General features: G+C 62.1%; 22 protein-coding genes. 7 read left to right on the top strand and 15 right to left on the bottom strand.

Annotated elements, in window-relative coordinates; genetic code table 11:
• Position 1: 1 nt before the first annotated feature.
• A complete protein-coding gene (locus tag BLS26_RS00550; RefSeq protein ID WP_092507486.1) occupies positions 2-217 on the bottom strand; it encodes a hypothetical protein in 216 nt (71 codons plus the stop codon).
• A gap of 230 nt (positions 218-447) precedes the next feature.
• Here BLS26_RS00550 and cysK point away from each other — a divergent pair, with 230 nt between their 5' ends.
• The 3 genes from cysK (at position 448) to BLS26_RS00535 (ending at position 2,943) form a co-directional block, all read left to right on the top strand.
• Positions 448-1,425 (top strand): cysteine synthase A, encoded by a 978-nt coding sequence (gene cysK, locus BLS26_RS00545; protein WP_092507484.1) that lies wholly within the window; start codon positions 448-450, stop codon positions 1,423-1,425.
• Between the two features lie 15 nt (positions 1,426-1,440).
• On the top strand, positions 1,441-1,680 hold the full coding sequence (locus BLS26_RS00540) for a BrnA antitoxin family protein (RefSeq protein ID WP_092507482.1): 240 nt from the start codon (positions 1,441-1,443) through the stop codon (positions 1,678-1,680).
• Between the two features lie 195 nt (positions 1,681-1,875).
• Positions 1,876-2,943: a patatin-like phospholipase family protein gene (locus BLS26_RS00535; RefSeq protein ID WP_092507480.1), complete on the top strand. Its 1,068-nt coding sequence runs from the start codon at positions 1,876-1,878 to the stop codon at positions 2,941-2,943.
• Between the two features lie 99 nt (positions 2,944-3,042).
• On the opposite strand, the gene BLS26_RS00530 is transcribed toward BLS26_RS00535, so the two are convergent.
• Positions 3,043-4,467 (bottom strand): caspase family protein, encoded by a 1,425-nt coding sequence (locus BLS26_RS00530; protein ID WP_092507478.1) that lies wholly within the window; start codon positions 4,465-4,467, stop codon positions 3,043-3,045.
• 213 nt (positions 4,468-4,680) lie between these two features.
• Complete coding sequence (locus tag BLS26_RS00525; protein ID WP_092517462.1) at positions 4,681-5,559, bottom strand: DMT family transporter; 879 nt, start codon at positions 5,557-5,559, stop codon at positions 4,681-4,683.
• Positions 5,560-5,829: 270 nt separating this feature from the next.
• Between BLS26_RS00525 and BLS26_RS00520 the strand changes: the two genes are divergently transcribed.
• Both BLS26_RS00520 and BLS26_RS00515 read left to right on the top strand, forming a co-directional pair.
• On the top strand, positions 5,830-6,228 hold the full coding sequence (locus tag BLS26_RS00520; protein ID WP_092507476.1) for a RidA family protein: 399 nt from the start codon (positions 5,830-5,832) through the stop codon (positions 6,226-6,228).
• Positions 6,229-6,293: 65 nt separating this feature from the next.
• The gene (locus tag BLS26_RS00515) at positions 6,294-6,494 is read left to right on the top strand and encodes a hypothetical protein (protein ID WP_092507474.1); all 201 of its coding nucleotides are present in this window, start codon (positions 6,294-6,296) and stop codon (positions 6,492-6,494) included.
• An 82-nt stretch (positions 6,495-6,576) separates the two neighbouring features.
• On the opposite strand, the gene BLS26_RS00510 is transcribed toward BLS26_RS00515, so the two are convergent.
• The 5 genes from BLS26_RS00510 to coxB all read right to left on the bottom strand — a co-directional run bounded on the left by BLS26_RS00510 (position 6,577) and on the right by coxB (position 11,110).
• Positions 6,577-6,978 carry a cytochrome C oxidase subunit IV family protein gene (locus tag BLS26_RS00510; RefSeq protein ID WP_172804517.1) on the bottom strand — a complete coding sequence of 134 codons (402 nt, stop codon included), beginning with the start codon at positions 6,976-6,978 and terminating at the stop codon, positions 6,577-6,579.
• Positions 6,979-6,987: 9 nt separating this feature from the next.
• Positions 6,988-7,710: a heme-copper oxidase subunit III family protein gene (locus tag BLS26_RS00505; RefSeq protein WP_092507470.1), complete on the bottom strand. Its 723-nt coding sequence runs from the start codon at positions 7,708-7,710 to the stop codon at positions 6,988-6,990.
• Positions 7,711-7,726: 16 nt separating this feature from the next.
• On the bottom strand, positions 7,727-8,431 hold the full coding sequence (locus BLS26_RS00500; RefSeq protein ID WP_092507468.1) for a cytochrome c oxidase subunit 3: 705 nt from the start codon (positions 8,429-8,431) through the stop codon (positions 7,727-7,729).
• Positions 8,428-10,203, bottom strand: a complete 1,776-nt coding sequence (ctaD, locus tag BLS26_RS00495) for a cytochrome c oxidase subunit I (protein WP_092507466.1) — start codon at positions 10,201-10,203, stop codon at positions 8,428-8,430. The genes BLS26_RS00500 and ctaD overlap by 4 nt, the downstream gene beginning before the upstream one ends.
• A gap of 73 nt (positions 10,204-10,276) precedes the next feature.
• Entirely contained in the window at positions 10,277-11,110 is an 834-nt protein-coding gene (gene coxB / locus BLS26_RS00490; RefSeq protein WP_092507464.1) for a cytochrome c oxidase subunit II, read from the bottom strand.
• A gap of 555 nt (positions 11,111-11,665) precedes the next feature.
• On the opposite strand from coxB, the gene BLS26_RS00485 reads away from it, so the two are divergent.
• The gene (locus BLS26_RS00485) at positions 11,666-12,562 is read left to right on the top strand and encodes a DUF2189 domain-containing protein (RefSeq protein WP_092517460.1); all 897 of its coding nucleotides are present in this window, start codon (positions 11,666-11,668) and stop codon (positions 12,560-12,562) included.
• Between the two features lie 80 nt (positions 12,563-12,642).
• Here BLS26_RS00485 and BLS26_RS00480 read toward each other — a convergent pair whose 3' ends face one another.
• From BLS26_RS00480 to BLS26_RS00460, 5 genes are all read right to left on the bottom strand, one after another.
• Entirely contained in the window at positions 12,643-13,191 is a 549-nt protein-coding gene (locus BLS26_RS00480) for a hypothetical protein (RefSeq protein ID WP_172804516.1), read from the bottom strand.
• Positions 13,136-13,489 carry a hypothetical protein gene (locus BLS26_RS00475; protein WP_172804515.1) on the bottom strand — a complete coding sequence of 118 codons (354 nt, stop codon included), beginning with the start codon at positions 13,487-13,489 and terminating at the stop codon, positions 13,136-13,138. The genes BLS26_RS00480 and BLS26_RS00475 overlap by 56 nt, the downstream gene beginning before the upstream one ends.
• 195 nt (positions 13,490-13,684) lie before the next feature.
• Positions 13,685-14,284 carry a formyltransferase family protein gene (locus BLS26_RS00470; RefSeq protein ID WP_092507460.1) on the bottom strand — a complete coding sequence of 200 codons (600 nt, stop codon included), beginning with the start codon at positions 14,282-14,284 and terminating at the stop codon, positions 13,685-13,687.
• A 150-nt stretch (positions 14,285-14,434) separates the two neighbouring features.
• On the bottom strand, positions 14,435-15,073 hold the full coding sequence (locus tag BLS26_RS00465) for a hypothetical protein (RefSeq protein WP_092507458.1): 639 nt from the start codon (positions 15,071-15,073) through the stop codon (positions 14,435-14,437).
• Between the two features lie 63 nt (positions 15,074-15,136).
• Complete coding sequence (locus BLS26_RS00460; RefSeq protein WP_092507456.1) at positions 15,137-15,397, bottom strand: hypothetical protein; 261 nt, start codon at positions 15,395-15,397, stop codon at positions 15,137-15,139.
• Between the two features lie 150 nt (positions 15,398-15,547).
• Between BLS26_RS00460 and BLS26_RS00455 the strand changes: the two genes are divergently transcribed.
• Positions 15,548-15,964 carry a hypothetical protein gene (locus BLS26_RS00455; protein WP_092507454.1) on the top strand — a complete coding sequence of 139 codons (417 nt, stop codon included), beginning with the start codon at positions 15,548-15,550 and terminating at the stop codon, positions 15,962-15,964.
• Between the two features lie 269 nt (positions 15,965-16,233).
• Here BLS26_RS00455 and BLS26_RS00450 read toward each other — a convergent pair whose 3' ends face one another.
• A complete protein-coding gene (locus BLS26_RS00450; RefSeq protein ID WP_092507452.1) occupies positions 16,234-16,491 on the bottom strand; it encodes a hypothetical protein in 258 nt (85 codons plus the stop codon).
• A 155-nt stretch (positions 16,492-16,646) separates the two neighbouring features.
• Positions 16,647-16,952 (bottom strand): hypothetical protein, encoded by a 306-nt coding sequence (locus BLS26_RS00445; protein ID WP_157676239.1) that lies wholly within the window; start codon positions 16,950-16,952, stop codon positions 16,647-16,649.
• Positions 16,953-16,984: the final 32 nt, after the last annotated feature.

Here is a 16,984-nt window from a genome sequence, read left to right as displayed (position 1 = left end):
CTCAGTTACAGGCGAACCTCTTGACCGAATGCTTGGTCACGAAACCGTAACCGCAGGTGTCGCAGGTCCAGAGATAGCTGATGACGTTGTCATGCAGGTAGGCGGAAGCTTCCGCGGCCACCATCGAGTCGGCGCACACGGGGCAGGTCGGCAGATCACACCCACGCGGATCGGGCCTAGACGCGACGGTCGACAGGACTTCAGCAACTGCTGCCATCGTGACCTCCTTGCGATCTGAACCTCAGCTTACCACCAAAGTATACTGCGACTTCCTTGACGATGTCGCAACAGAAATGCGTTTGTTTGACGATATTTTGCTCACGCCTTGTTTTGCAACGCAGCGAACTCCTGATGGCGCCGTTTCGCGCTTGCGCACCGCCCCACGCGCCTCCTAAGTAGGGAACATCAGCCAATTTTGGGCATATAGCCGCCACAGGGAGTCTCGTGATGGATGCATCCTCAGCCACTGGTGCAGTGCACCGTCCCGGCCGGGGCCGGGTTTTCGACTCCATCGTCGATGCCATTGGCGATACGCCCATTGTGCGTTTACGAAAGCTGCCGCAAGCGCACGGCGTCAATGCAACGATCCTGGCGAAGCTCGAATATTTCAATCCGGCAGCCAGCGTGAAAGACCGCATCGGTGCTGCGATGGTGATCGCAATGGAAAAGGCCGGCGTGATCAACGCCGACACCGTGCTGATCGAACCGACCTCCGGCAACACCGGCATTGCGCTCGCGTTCGTCGCCGCCTCGCGCGGCTACCGGCTGAAGTTGGTGATGCCGGAATCGATGTCGATCGAGCGGCGCAAGATGCTGGCCTTTCTCGGCGCAGAGATCGTGCTGACGCCGGCGGCGCAAGGCATGAAGGGCTCGATCGCGACCGCGGAGGAGCTGGTACGGACGACGCCGAACGCCGTGATGCCGCAACAGTTCAAGAACCTCGCCAATCCCGAAGTGCACCGCCGCACCACCGCGGAAGAAATCTGGAACGATACCGGCGGCAACATCGATTTCTTCGTCGCCGGTGTCGGTACCGGCGGCACCATCACCGGCGTCGGCCAGGTGCTCAAGCCGCGCAAGCCGTCCTTGCGGGTGGTCGCGGTCGAGCCGGAGGAAAGCCCGGTGCTGTCCGGCGGCCAGCATACGCCGCACAAGATCCAGGGCATCGGTGCCGGCTTCATTCCCGATATTCTGGATCGCTCCGTGATCGACGAGATCGTCAAGATCAACAGCGCTACCGCGCTCGAGACCGCGCGCGCACTGGCGCGCAACGAGGGCATCCCGGGCGGCATTTCCTCAGGCGCTGCGATCGCGGCCGCGCTCGACATCGGCAAGCGTCCGGAGAACGCCGGCAAGACCATCCTCGCCATCGTGCCGTCATTCTCGGAGCGCTATTTGTCGACCGTACTGTTTGAAGGAATCTAGGCAAGGAATTTGGATATGGCCGACCAGCCGAGACGACCGAGAACCCTGAACGACGCGCGGAGCGAAGCCGAGGCGGCGTTCAAGCGCACCACGACCAAGGTGGTCGAAGCGCCGCCGAAACCCACCGCGCTTCCCGGCGTGAAGGAGCTGGTCTCGCTGCGCATCGATCAGGACGTGCTGGAATACTTTCAAGGTGACGGCCCGGGTTGGCAGGACCGCATCAACGACGCGCTGCGCAAGGCGGCCGGCAAATAGACTGACCCGTATGTCGCCCGGCGGCGCACATGCCAAAGGCCGTTTTGCACTAACGGCGCCGGTTGCCGTGGTGCCGTGAATTAACGCGAAGGGCCATTTGCCGGATCGGAGTGCCCGATTGGTACAACCAACCGATATCGTCATATCGCCTCCTTGCGAGTATAATGCCCTGGAACAGTTTTTGGGATTTTGCCCATGGATTCGAGTTCAGAGCGGGCCGCGACGGCCGGGCCTGAGCCGTCTTCCAACCAGACCAGAACGATCAACCTTGCCCTTCAGGGAGGGGGAGCGCATGGCGCCTTTACCTGGGGCGTGCTCGATCGGCTGTTGGACGAAAAAGAGCTGGCCTTCGAGGGGGTGAGCGCGACCAGCGCCGGAGCGATGAATGCCGCGGCGTTTGCCTACGGGTTCGCAATTGGCGGCCGCGAGGGCGCGCGCAAGGCGCTCGCCGATTATTGGAAACGTGTCAGCGAGGCGGCGAAGCTCGGACCGCTGCAGCCAAGCGTCATCGACCGAATGCTGGAGGATCACAAGCTGTCCTGGTCGCCGATTTTCCCCCTGATCGGCTTCGTGACGCGCATGCTGTCGCCCTATCAGTTCAACCCGGCGAACTACAACCCTTTGCGCGAGGTGGTCGAGCAATCGATCGATTTCGAGGTGCTGCAGCGGCCGGAGAGTCCGATAAAACTCTTCCTGTCGGCGACCAACGTTCGCACCGGCAAGGTGAAGATTTTTTCCGGAAAGGAAATTTCAGTCGACGCCGTGATGGCGTCGGCGTGCCTTCCCACGATGTTTCATGCCGTGGAGATCGACGGCGAAGCCTATTGGGACGGCGGATACATGGGGAACCCCGCGATCTTCCCGTTGATCTACAACTGCGCGAGTGCCGACATTGTCATTGTCCATATCAATCCGCTGTTCCGCAACGAGGTGCCTCGTTCCGCGGACGACATCTTGAACCGCATCAACGAGATCAGCTTCAATTCATCGCTGATGCGGGAGATGCGCGCGGTCAGCTTTGTGACCGGGCTCATTAGGCAAAAGCGTGTCGTCGATGACGGGCTGAAGCATGTACTGGTCCACAGCATTTCGGACGATGCGTTCATGGGCGCACTCACGCCGACCAGCAAATACAACGCCGACTGGGACTTTCTGATTTCTCTTCGTGATCAGGGCCGGAAATGCGCGGGCGGCTGGCTTGGGGAGAACTTTACCAAACTCGGTGTTGAATCCTCGGTGGACGCCGAAAAGATATACCTCTGATGGGTCCGCACCACCGCAGGTTTGCGTAGGCATCATGCTCGTCACGAAAAAAACCCGGGAGATGATCCCGGGCTTCTGGTTTTCCGTTTCGGTCGGCGTTTAGCGCAGCATGCCGCCGATCATGCCGCCGACGAAAGCGCCCGGGTTGGGGCCGCCACCGCCGCGATAGTGACCGCCGCCGCCGCCGCCGCCGCCACCACCTCCGCCACCCCCACGGCGCCGGCGAGGTGCGCTGTCCTCATCGCTGGAGCTCGCGGCCGACTGCGTGGTTGCCACGATTTCCGTCAGCAAGGCCTTGTGCTGCAGCTTGTTGAGGAAGCCCGAGGAAGGATAGCCGCGGGCGGCCTGCCAGCGCGTGATCACGGCGCGGGTCTGCTCGTCGAACTTGCCGGTCACCTTGGTGTCGAAGCCGAGCCCGGTGAGGCGGCGCTGCACGTCGCGGCGCTGGCCCTTGTCGAGGCCGATCTGGTCCTCGGTGGTCTGGTTGGAGGCCTCGTTGAAGGTCGCGGGATCGACGCCCGTGGTCAGGTTGCGGGTGGTGGTGCTCGGCCCGTTCTCGAGCGCGGCGAGGCGGGACAGCGCCAGCGGCTTGAACTGGCCGTTGGGATAACTCGAGAGATAGGCGTTCAGCTCCTCCGGCTTGTTGGAGTCCTTGATCGAACGCCAGAACTCAACCTCGACGTCCGATCCCGGCGCGGAAGCAACCGCGACCGGCGCCGCTGCCGGCGCGGCCCCGTTCGCGACGGCGGGCGCAGGAGCGCCGTTCAGATAGACCGAGCCGATCAGGTTGGTGTGACCCCAGGGCAGCTGGCCCTTGTTGGTCTCCTCGTTGACCTGGGCGCGGACCTTGGTCATCGCCTGCTGAATCTCGACGCCGGGGGTCGTGATGTTGGCGATCAGCGCGCGCGTGAACGGGCTGTTGGTGCCTTCCTGGCCGTCGAGCGCGGTCTGGCCCGGGCCGGTCGCGAACGCGATCAGCGTGCCTTCACCGGACTTCATTTCGGCAAGGCCGGTCTGCACGGACACGCTGCGTGTCGCCGAATTGGATTTGATCTTGGCGGCGAACGGATTGTCGCGGCAGGCATCGAGGAACACCAGCTTGACCTTGGCGTCGCTCATGGTCTGGTCGAGCGTGAGGTCGATGTTGATGGCGGCGCCGAGCTTGACGTCCATTTCCGATTTGATGTCGGCGTCGACGGGCAGCAGATAGTTGGTGCCGCTGATGGCGATGCCGTGACCGGCATAGAAGAACAGCGCGACATCGGCGCCCTGCGCCTTCTTGCCGAAGTCCAGCAGCTTTTCCGTCATCTTGTCGCGGGTGAGGTTGGTGCCTTCGACGACCTCGAAGCCGACATTGCGCAACACGGCGGCCATGGCCTTGGCGTCGATCGGCGGGTTCGGCAACTGGGCGACGTTCTTGTAGGTGCCGTTGCCGACCACGAAAGCGACGCGCCGTTCGGCGTTGGCGGCGCCGGCGGAAAGCATCATGCAAAGCAGGGAAAAAATGAGGGTTGGATAGCGCATCTGAAATCCCCTGGCAGAATCGAAAAGAATTTGGCTGTAACGCTGAACCGAGATTACACGAAAAAACCGTAGTTCGCGCGACAAAAAAGCGGCAGGCCGACGCAAATCCCGGGAACAGTCCGTTACCGCCAAGTTCCGGATGGCGGGGAGGCTATCGCGCGCGTTCGGCCCCGCGCGTGATCCAGATCACAGCCAGCTGCTGGATCTCCGCAATCAGGTTGGGGCAGGCACGGGGACCGGGCGGGCCGGTTTCAGGTTCAACAGGTTGCCGGTCAGGATCAGGGCGGCGCCGAGCACGGTGAACATGTCGAGCCGTTCGGCATAGATCAGCCAGCCCGCCGCAGCCGTCAGCGGAACCCGCAGAAAATCCATCGGCACGACGACGGTGGCGTCGGCGTATTGCATCGCCCTGGCGAGGAAGTAGTGGGAAAACGTACCGCAAACTGCGACCACGGCGACATAGCCCCAGGTGTGGGCCGGCGGCCAGGTCCAGACGTAAAGCGCCGGAAACAATCCCGCGATGGACTGTACCACCAGCATCCAGAAGATCACGGCCAGCGCGCTTTCGGTGCGGGTGAGGGACTTCAGCATCGCCATCGAAATCCCGAAGCCGACCGCGGCACCAAGCGCGATCAACTGGCCGGGATTGATCGCACCCATGGCGGGGCGGACGATGACGACGACGCCGACCACCCCGAGCACGATCGCGGCAACTTTCCAGGGCGTCATTCGCTCGCCGAGAAAGCTGGCGGCGAGGATCGCGGTCCAGATCGGCATCGTGAATTCGATCGCCACCACCTGGCCGATCGGAATCAGCGTCAGCGCAAAGAACCAGCCGAGCTGCGCGCCGTAGTGAATGAGGTTGCGCGCGGCGTGCTGGGCAAACCGCGCGGTTTTTACGACGTGAAACCCGCCCTGGGCGAGGATTAGCGGACAGAGCAATAGAAGCCCCAGCGCCGAGCGCACCTCCATGAGCTGAAACACGTTCAGTTCACGCATGCCCTCGCGGCCGGCGACGGTCAGGACCAGCATCAGCGACAGCCAGCAGGCCATCCACATCGCTGCCTTTGGTTTGGAGGGTGTTTTGGTCATCGATGCGAAATGGGACCGGCGTGATCGGGAGGGAACGCCGGTATCGACGAGCGCGCGCCGATTTGCAACGCGCAAATTGGCTGATGCTGCGATGCAGGTGCAGGTGATTTCCCGGTGGGAGAGGCCAACGGTTCAATGCTAAGGGATCACCCAACTCTATCCGTCATTCCGGGATGGTGCGTTAGCACCAGACCCGGAATCTCGAGATTCCGGGTTCGACGCTTCGCATCGCCCCGGAATGACGACAGACAAAAAAACAGGGAGAACCAGATGCGTATCCTGCAACCGGCCGAATGGTCGAAACCGCGCGGCTTTTCACACGGCGTCGAGCTCGATGGGCCGGGCAAATGGATCGTGCTGGCCGGCCAGACCGGCGGCGACGAGAAGGGCGACTATGCGCCCGACATGGCCGCCCAGGTCGGCACCGCGCTGAAGCGGATCATGAAGCTGCTCGCCGAGGCCGGCGCCGGTCCCGAGCATATCGTCCGCCTGACCTGGTACCTGACCAGCCGCAGCGAATACGAGGCCGCGGGCGCCGGCATTGGTGCGGCCTGGAAGGAAACGTTGGGGCGGAATTTCCCGCCGTCGACGTTGCTCTATATCGGCGGGCTGGTCGATCAGCGGGCCAAGGTGGAAATCGAGGTTACCGCTTACGTGCCCAAAGGATAAAGACGGGCTAAAAGGCGCCGGGCGCTCGCGTCGGACCGACGCACGACAAAAGGAAATAACGGCCAATGACCAATCGATCGACCTCCGCAGACTTCGTGACCGCCTTCGCGACCGGCTGGCCGGAGCAGCAGCCCGACATCATGGTGCTGTCGCTGACGACGCACAAAGGCGTGCAGGATTTTGCCTTCAACAAGGACCAGGCCCTGTTGATCGCCAAAACCATCAAGGAAACCGCGACGAAACTGGAAAAACCCAAGACCGGCTAGCGACGAGTTGGCCGGCTCGGGCGTTTTCCAGCGAAGCATGCCCTCGGACTTGATCCGTGGGTGGAAACCGATTTGCGTCAAGCTACGCCGTTGGCGCGAAAAATATGACCCGGAGGAGATGCGTGTAGTCGGATTCGAACACCATGATCGCCACAAACACCAACACGAGCACCGGCGGCAGCAGGATCGCGTAGGCCAGGGCCAGCCGCTCCCAGGCCATGTGCATGAAGACGGCAACGATCAGACCGGCCTTCAACATCATGAACAGCAGGATCAGCGACCACCTGAGATAGCCATGGAGGCCAAAGTAGTCGACGAGATACGAGCAGGTGCTGAGAACGAACAACCACCCCCAGACCACGAGATAAAGCTTGATCGGATGCTGCTGACCTTTTGTGTGCGCAACCCCTGATGCGAGTGCGTCATGCACATGTGTCTGCAGCGAATGTTGCTGCCCTTGCAAATGTACCGCTGCGTCTGCCATGCGCTAACCTCACCAGAGATAAAAAAGGGCAAAGATGAACACCCACACCAGATCGACGAAGTGCCAGTACAGGCCGGTGATTTCGACGATTTCGTAGTATCCCTTCCGGCTCGTGAAAAAGCCGCGCTTTTCGACGTCGAAATCTCCCCGCCAGACCTTTCGCGCGATGATGATCAGGAAAATCACGCCGATCGTCACGTGGGTGCCGTGGAAGCCGGTGATCATGAAGAAGCATGCACCGAACTGCGCCGCGCCCCAGGGGTTGCCCCAGGGCCGGACGCCTTCCATGATCAGCTTGGTCCATTCGAAGGCCTGCATTCCAACGAAGGTTGCGCCGAATGCCGCTGTCGCCAGCATCAAGGCTGCAGTTTTCGCGCGATCGCGGCGGTAACCGAAGTTGACGGCCATCGCCATCGTCCCGCTGCTGCTGATCAGGATGAAGGTCATGATGGCGATCAGGATGAGCGGGATTTTCTTGTCTCCGATCGTTAGCGCGAAGACTTCGCTGGGATTGGGCCACGGCACGGTCGTGGACATTCGCGCCGTCATGTACGACAGCAGGAAGCAGCTGAAGATGAAGGTGTCGCTCAGAAGGAAGATCCACATCATGGCCTTCCCCCAGGAAACATTCTTGAAAGCGCGCTGATCCGAGGACCAGTCGGCGGCGACGCCTCTCAAGCCGGGAGGCCGCGTGATGGATGTTGCGGTGTTTGTCAGCGCGATCTCTGCCATTGCGTCTCAGCCCTCCCTAGGCGAGCAGTTGGCGACAGATGTCGATGAAACCGTCCGTCCAGCCCGTCAGCAGGCCGAGCAGGACCAGCCAGACCAGCAGCAGGAAATGCCAATAGATCGCGCACAGTTCCACGCTCAGGCGCATTTCGGTCGCCTCAGCGCCGCGCCACGCCTTGGCAGTCGTCCTGCCGACGGCCACCAGACCGCCCATCAGATGCAGCCCGTGTACCGCGGTGATAAGGTAGAAGAAGGAATTGGCTGGATTGGACGCCAGGAAATACCCCGCCGCGCGTAGCTGGTGCCACGCCAGGAGTTGTCCAACCAGGAATGTAACGGCGGATGCGGCCCCTGCACACAGGCCAACGATGACGCCATCGATGTCGTCTCGGCGTGCGGCCAGATACGCCCACTGAAGCGCGACGCTGCTCACGACCAGGACGCCGGTGTTAAGCCACAATAGCCTCGGCACCGGCAGCGCCCGCCAGTCCACCATGTTCATACGCATGGAGTAGGCGCTGACGAAGAGCGCGAACAACGAGCCGACGACCGCGAGAAAGACGCCCAATCCGATTTTCGCCGGCGGCAGGGACGACGTGCTCTGTTCGCGCAAATCGACGCTTACCCCTTCCTCCAGCCAGGGCTTGGCGGCCAGCCGTTGGTGCGAGAGCCACCATCCCGCGATTGCCGCTATTCCAGCCATGAACAGGATGATGGCACTCATGCAGGGGACCCCTGCGTCGACAATCCGGCCGGCGGCTCATTTTGCGGCACGAAATCCCTGGCGGCGCCGGGTACGCTGTAATCGTAAGCCCAGCGATAGACGATCGGGAGCTCCTTGCCCCAGTTGCCATGCCCCGGCGGGGTCTCAGGCGTTTGCCACTCCAGCGACGCCGCTCCCCACGGATTGCCGCCGGCCTCTTTTCCCTTGAACAGGCTCCAGACCAGATTGAACAGGAATACAAGCTGGGCGAAGCCGACAATCAGGGCCGCCACACTCATGAACGCGTTGAGGTCATGGGCGGACGCCGGGACAAACGCCGTTTCGCCGATGTCGTGATAGCGGCGGGGCATACCCAGCAGGCCGAGATAGTGCATCGGGAAGAAGATCGCGTAGGCCCCGAGGAACGAGACCCAGAAGTGGAATCGTCCAAGCGTCTCATTGAGCATTCGCCCGGTGACTTTCGGATACCAGTGATAGATCCCGCCGAATACGGCCATGATCGGCGCAATGCCCATCACCATATGAAAGTGAGCGACAACGAACATCGTGTCGGACAACGGAACGTCGACGACCACGTTGCCAAGAAACAGGCCGGTCAAGCCGCCGTTTACGAATGTGATGATGAACGCAAGCGCGAACAGCATCGGGGTGGTGAGATGAATGTCGCCGCGCCACAGGGTCAGCACCCAGTTATAAACCTTGATGGCGGTCGGGATGGCGATGATGAGCGTCGTGGTGGCGAAGAAGAACCCGAAGTACGGGTTCATGCCGCTCACATACATGTGGTGCGCCCAGACGACGAAGCTGAGCGCGCCGATTCCCACGATCGCCCAGACCATCATGCGATAGCCGAAGATGTTCTTCCGCGCGTGGACGCTGATCAGATCGGAAATGATGCCGAAGGCCGGCAAGGCGACGATGTAGACTTCGGGATGGCCGAAGAACCAGAACAGGTGCTGGAACAGGATCGGGCTGCCGCCGCCATACTTCGTCAGCGTGCCCATCTCGACCAGCGTGGGCATGAAGAAGCTGGTTCCCAAAGTGCGGTCGAGCAGCATCATCACCGATGCCACGAGCAGCGCCGGGAAGGCCAGCAGTGCCATGACGGTGGCGGTAAAGATGCCCCACACCGTCAGGGGCATCCGCATCAACGTCATGCCGCGCGTGCGCGCTTGCAGCACGGTTACCACGTAGTTCAGCCCGCCCATGGTGAAGCCGATGATGAACAGGATCAGGGAGGCCAGCATCAGAATGATGCCCCAATCCTGCCCGGGGGTCCCGGAGAGAATCGCCTGCGGCGGGTACAGCGTCCAGCCGGCGCCGGTGGGGCCGCCGGGCACGAAAAAGGTCGAGGCCAGTACCACGACCGCGAGCAGGTAGACCCAATAGCTCAACATGTTCACATAGGGGAACACCATGTCCCGGGCGCCGACCATCAGCGGGATGAGGTAGTTGCCGAAGCCGCCGAGGAACAACGCCGTGAGCAGGTAGATCACCATGATCATGCCGTGCATGGTGATGAACTGGAGATATTGGTTGGCATCGATGAAGGAAAAGGTGCCGGGAAATCCGAGTTGCAGTCGCATCATCCACGACAGCACCAGCGCAACCATCCCGATGGCCGACGCCGTGAGCGAGTACTGGATGGCGATGACCTTGGCGTCCTGCGAAAAGACGTACCGCGTCCACCAGCTTCTCGGATGATAGAGATCGACCTCACCCACCTCAGCGGGCGGGATGCCTGCAACTGCGTCAAACGGGACATCGACCATCGGAATTCCCTCCTTGGTCTCTCTTCAGCGAGGGGGGCGCCTTACGATGTGTGGCGTCTCCCCGTCGGTATTTTCATTCGCTTCCTGACTTGTAGGCCGCTTTCGCGACATCGCGTTGCCCCGAAAGCTCGGCGAACGTGTGCTGCTTCTCGAGCCACGCGTGATATTCTTTCTCTTCCTCCACGACGACCTTGCTTCGCATTTGCGCATGCGCGGCGCCGCAGAGTTCGGCGCAGAGAACGTCGAATGTTCCGGTGCGGGTGGGCGTGAGCCAGTAATAGGTGACCGAGCCCGGTATCATATCCATCTTGGCCCGGAACTCGGGCACATAGAAATCATGCAGGACATCAATTGAGCGGAGCAACACCTTCACCGGCTTTCCAATCGGCAGGTGCAAATCGTCGTTTTGAATGACGACGTCATCTTGTCCGGCAGGATCGTCGGGATTCAACCCCATGGGATTGTCGGAACTCACACGGCGGGCATCGGAAGTTCCGAGCCGGCCGTCCTTTCCGGGCAGCCGATAGCTCCACATCCACTGCTGTCCCATGACTTCGACCTCGGTCGCATCGGCCGGAACCGTGACGAACTGGTGCCAGACCACCAGCCCGGGTGCCAGCATGGCTGCGACGCCGATCGCGGTCCCGATGCTGAGCCACCATTCGAGCTTCTTGTTTTCGGGATTGTAGGCTGCCCGTCGTCCCTCGATGTGACGAAAGCGGAAGACGCAATAGGCCATGAACGCGACGACCGCGAAGAAAACGGCTCCGGTGATCCAGAACGTCAGGGTGATCGTGTCGTCGATGTAGCCCCAGTTGGAGGCGAGCGGCGTCCACCACCACGGGCTGAAAATGTGAAACAGCACAGAGGCGACCGCTACCAAAAGCAGTATGAGTGCTACAGCCATCCCTCATTCATCCTTGCCATTAAAGGCTGCGGATACGAATCAAAGGGCGGAGCTCACGTCGGTGGCGACGGCGGACTTCAGTTTCGCCATCGTCCTGGCTTTTGCCTCGCCCATTCAACCGGTCGCGACGTCAAAGCTTGACGTAGAGCACAGGTCGCGACCGCTCATTCCAGGAGCTAGGGGCGCCTTCAGCAATTTATGATTTCAAGATGATCCCCGTCGCGCCTTGCGTCAATAGCTCATAACGGGCTTACGTCACGTCCCTGTCCGGTGGGCGTGTGCCATCCGACGAGCATCCGTCCACACCGGCCGTCTGGTGATGCGGCGCAGCAAACGATGTGTGCGGATGCAAAATTCACCCAACCGCGAGCGCCATCTTGCTTCTGTCGCATATCGCGCTAATTTCACTGTACCGGTCGCGACAGGAGTCGTCCGGCAAAGCTCCTTCACGTTGAACCTGATTTGCCGGGCTCGATCGCGATTTTCGCGCACGAGGCGGCGCGCGTTCTGAGTGCGCTCCGTTCCCCTGCGATCAGAAGCAAGGAGACCGGAGCCATGACCACAGTATTTGCAAGACCTAAACTGCAAGTGTTCGGCGTCGCTACCCCCTTTGTCGTTCGCAAGATCAGCCTTTCCGATTTGGGCGACGCACTGCGCCTCGGCTGGGAAGATTTCAAGGCCATCCCAACTCACGCCATCGTGCTGTGCGTGATTTATCCCGTCCTCGGGCTTGTCCTGTTCAGGCTGGTCGTTGGCTATTCGGTACTGCCGCTGCTGTTTCCGCTCGCCGCCGGCTTTACCCTGATCGGTCCTTTTGCCGGGCTCGGCCTCTACGAACTCAGCCGCCGCCGTGAGCGCGGAGAGGAAGCGGCAGCATGGGATGCCATGCAGGTGCTGCGCGCACCATCCTTCGGCGCCATTCTCGAGCTCGGGGTCCTGCTGCTCGTTCTGTTCGGGGTCTGGATCGGCGCCGCGGACGCAATCTACATCGCGACGTTCGGCCACGCTCCGGCCGCCACCATCCCTGACTTCGCAACGCGTGTGTTGACGACGCCGGAAGGATGGTCGCTCATCATCGTCGGCTGCGGCGTCGGCTTCCTGTTCGCCGTCGTGGCTCTGTGCATCAGTGTTGTGTCGTTTCCGCTGATGCTCGACCGGCATGCGACTGCGATCGACGCGATCCGGACGTCGCTGCGGGCGGTGAGGGAAAATCCATTTGCGATGGCGGCATGGGGGCTGATTGTCGCGGCACTGCTGGCGATCGGTTCGCTACCACTCTTCGTTGGTCTCGCTGTCGTGCTGCCGGTGCTCGGTCATGCCACCTGGCATCTTTATCGGAAACTGGTGGAGCCTGACCCGAATCCCCCGGAAGAACAGCCGCGACCGCCGATAGGTCACCGCTATGCCGCAGATTTCCCGGCCTCACTCTTCCCGTGGAGTCGCGAGCGCTAATCTAACGATAGGCCCTGTCCGAAACTGAAATCGCCCGCAAAAGCGGGCGATTTCGTCGGCGAATATGACCGGGGGGTGACTTACTTCGACAGCGTAATATCCGCGCCCCTGAACTGGCTGTCGGCGCGCATCGTCACCGACTGCTTGTTGCCGGCGGTCCGCAGCGAAATGTTGGAATTGAAGCCCGCCGTCGAGGCGACAACCTGGAAATTGCCGCCGCCGCCGCGTCCCTGCAGAACGCCACTGACGCCGCGGCCGGATTCGGTCCAGCTACCCGAAACCTGGCCGCCCTCGTCGACGACATTGGCCGCGAGGTTGAACCTGTAGGCGTCGCTGGCGCAGGTGAGGGCCATGGTCATCCTGGGGCCCGCGACCTGATAGGACGCCCGGCACCGGATGCGCTCGCGCGAACCGTCATCGAGCGTGACGGTGCCACCGCCCGACCAGTTGCCGGCGAGACCGGCGAATGGGCCCGATTGAGCGTAGCTCGCCGACACCGAGGCCATAAAAAAAGCGACGGCTGCGAATGTCAGCCGCCGCGTTTGGGCGAATAGTCCAGTTGACCGGTTTTTCTTACTGACGGGATGCTTCCCATCGACCGCTGCACGGAACGCCAGATGATGCACCATTCCACTTCCCCGATCCGGAATTGCCACTGAGTTGACCGTTCGCATATGCACCATTGATCGAGACTCGCACAAGTCCCCCGCTGCCGACAGTGCCGGAAACCGGGCCGCCCGAGATCTTGCCGTCGGTGACGTTCACGGTTGAAGTGGTCTGCGCATCGCAACTTCCGCTTTTGGTCACCACAGTCACCTGCCAAAGACCGTCATAGGGCTGCTGGGCGGAAACGGGGGCAGCCGAAACCACGAAGGCAGAGGCAGCGAGCGAAGCAAAAAACAGGTCGCGAATGCGATTGGTGCGCATGGATCAATTCCTTGAAATGTGTGTGATAGCGCGCCTTATCCGGGCACAATGTGTTCAAACTTTGGTGCGTCGCACCAATGTAAAAAGTTCCTGTGGAGTCAAACACATCAAGGTGAATTTGGTTCCGGTCCGGGAACGCGGAAATTAACCCCGTTCCGTCCGATTCGGGGCCCGAATCGGCCGGTTCGGCGCCATTTAGACCTTGGCGTCGACCAGTGCCGGCGCCCGGGTGGCAAATTGCTCGTCCTGGGGCTTGGCCGGCAGGTTTTTGTGGGTTTTGGCGTAGTCGATGACCTCGGCGAGCAGCTTGTAGCCGAGCGGCGCCAGCGCCCGTTCCCACAGCTCCCGGGCGGTTTCGCCCTTCTTGACGAACACCCATTCCTGGGCGGCGATCGCGCCGGCGTCCATGCGGTCGGCGAGGTGATAGACGGTGCCGCCCGCGATCGGGTCGCGTTCCCTGATGGTCCACTCGACCGCGGCGATGCCGCGGTGGCGCGGCAGCAGCGAGGGGTGGTAGCCGATGCCGCCGAGCCTGGCCGCGGCCAGCGCTTCCCGGATGACGCGGGCGTGGCTGTGGGCGGTGACGATCAGGTCGGTATTGGCAGCGATCTCACTGGCGGCCACGAACTTCGGGTCGGCCTGCACCACGACCTCAACACCGGCGGCCTTGGCTGTCGCGGCCAGCCGGTCTTCGCCGTCGTGAACGACCACGCGCACGATATCGACCCCGTGCTGGCGCAGCATATTGAAGGTCGTCACGCCGAAGTGGCGGGAACCGACGAGCGTGATCCGCATGTGTTCTTTCCGTCGTTAGAGCGATTTCCAGTGGAAATCGGTTCAGGCCGATATGCCGATAGCACACCCCGGCCGCCTGTCCCGCCGCGGGGCCGGGGGCCGCGGGGTTATCAACAAGGCGCGCAGGGCGCCCGGTTCAGGGGGGCGGGGTTAGCTCCTGTTGACGCAGCTCGGGTAGGGCGCGGCTTCGCCCGATACGATCGGGCAGAGCCGGATCGGCTGCAACTGGTGCAGCCGCTCCAGCCATTTCGCCTCGTCGATGACGGGCTTGCCGGAGGCGGGCCCGCGTTCGGCCCATTGCAGCGTGTAGTAATCGGCGCTGCCTTTGACGGCGACGACCAGTGCGGTTTCGCTGTGCTTGTCGGGTGCGGAGACGACGCTGCCGCAGCTTGCCAGCGCCACATAGCCGTCCTGATCGCCGAATTTGGCGGAACCCACTCCCTTGGCGACGAACGTGTCAGGGCAGGCGGACTTGAACCCGCCGGCGATCGAGGCGGCAAAGGCCTCGGGTGTTACCTTGGGGTTGGCAACCAGTCCCTTGGCGCCGGTCACCGTAATCATCTGGGTCCAGCTGCTCGCGGTCTCGCCCTTCAGCACGGCTTCGCGGATATAGCTCGGCCCGTTGGTGCTCTCGCCGACCACGACAAAAGCCTGTGGCATCGAGAACATGACGAGCTGGCCGAAGATCGGCGAGATCACCTTGAATGCGGTGGAGGACGGACCTTCGGCCGAAACGGCCGAGGCGAACATGGCACCCAGTGCCGCCAGACAGATGCCCGCTCTCGCCATCGCAAATCCTCGTCTCCCAGCCGCGCGGGTGACCATAAAGCGAGACGGCGCAGCCTGCCAGCGTCAGCCTCCGGCCAGAATGCGCAGATCAGGTCGGGCCAAGGGCCGGTTGGCGTCGCGCGCCGGCTGCTGCTGCGCTTCGAGCCTCATGAGGTGCGCTTTCAGGTCGGCGCTGCACTGCTTCATCTGGTTGCGCAATTCGCGGCGGTCGAAGGTGGTGAGGGAGTGATCGCCGAGCTGCCGCCAGGCGGAGCGCAGCCATTCCTGCAAGGCTCTGATATCGCGATCACGCAAATCGCGATCGAAGATCTCGGGCTGGTTCATTCCGCCAAAATCCCAAAGCGTGATGGTGCACGGAGTAGGTCTGATTCCCGCGCGAACGCCTACACCGTTAAATGACGGAGAGCGGGGTTTGGTTACGGGAACGCGCGCCCTACATTATCGTTGCACCTGGAGCTCATGGAGAGACCCTCAATGTCCCGCATTTCGGCGCTGGTCGGCGCCATCGCCGTTTCGCTAATATCAGCCGGCCCGCTCGCATCCTGTGCCTTCGCGCAGTTGGTCCCGCCGGCCGGTTCGGCCGGCGCCGGCAGTTCGGCGATCTCGGGCATCCCGACCGGCCCCGCCAATCCGAGCGTTCTTTCCGACCCCAGCGGCATCGGCAACGCCAGCAGAATGCCGCCGCTTGGCACCAACGCGCCGGCCCCGCCGACGTCCTACGGCTCGGTAACGTCGTCGTCGCCATCGGCGTCGCGGTCGCGCGTTGTGATGCCGTCTTATGCGAGCGAGTCACCGCGGTTCAGTGCCCGCGGCATCGAGACCAGAAAGCCCGTGCGCCGCCGCGGGCGGGCGCAGACCAGTAGCTTTACGGGGATTTGCCGGGGCTGCTGAGCGCCGCGCATTGAAGGCTCCAGTGTAACTGCAGCTACCTCGTGCATATCATGAAGACGCTTCTTTAAGTCTCTGGTATTTCTATCAAAGCGGCCGCTCCGCCGCGCGGTCGGACAGCCGGGTGCGGCGCCTTTCACCTACCCCAGGGCGACCAGCGCTCGGCTGTTCTCTTAAATTGCAAAGCGCTTTCAAGCCAAGCATGCCCTCGGACTTGATCCGAGGGTGGAACCGGTTGGCGCAGCAATCAGGTTTCCGCAGATTGCGTAGACTTAGACCTCGCGGTCCTCAAACCCGTATTCGCGGTAGATGTCGCCGCGATCCCCGTTCGGAAACAGGCGGCACTTGGCCTGGGCCAGATGCAGGTTGAAGGTTCCCGGTTGGCATTTCGCGGCCAGCATTTTGCGGATGTCGTCCATCTGCTGCTGGGATTGCTGGGTCGGCTCAAGTTGCTCGAGCGCGACCAGCGCCGTCGCCAGCGCTTCGGTGACAACCCACTCGTCGTGGCCGGTGATTCCCTTTTTCGGCATGAGGACCCCGCATCGTGTCAGCTCAGCTTCGGAACAGCCCCTGACGCGCATTATAGGTCGAAATCGCCATTCGTCACGGCCGGACTGCGAGCCCTGGTGCCCATTCGAAAGGCGGTCCAGGCGGCGCCTGTCGCGGGTCAACGCTCGCAACGGGCTCAGAGATCCTTCCGGACCTCGTCAGCAACCATGATCGACGGCGACGGCCGGGCTGCATTCGGCGACGTCGGCGTAATGGTCGCGCCGGCACGATAGGCCGCGTCTGTCGACTTCATGCCGACATTGCCATCGGCAATCTGCTCCGCCGAAACGAACACGAAAATCATTCCGGCCACGCCAATCGCTGCCAGCACTGCGGCGATCGCGGCGGGCAACAAGGCGATGGATGGTTGTTGGTTATCGGGTTTCACGTTGGCTTCCTGGGCTTGTTCGCTTTTGCGAGATAGGTATGCGCTGCGCTGCAAACCAGTTTCAAACCGATCACTCGCGATCAACT

Source organism: Afipia sp. GAS231, assembly GCF_900103365.1.
Taxonomy (GTDB): domain Bacteria; phylum Pseudomonadota; class Alphaproteobacteria; order Rhizobiales; family Xanthobacteraceae; genus Bradyrhizobium.
The sequence above is the reverse complement of the archived record's forward strand: the minus strand, read 5'-3'. Positions and strand labels throughout refer to the sequence as shown.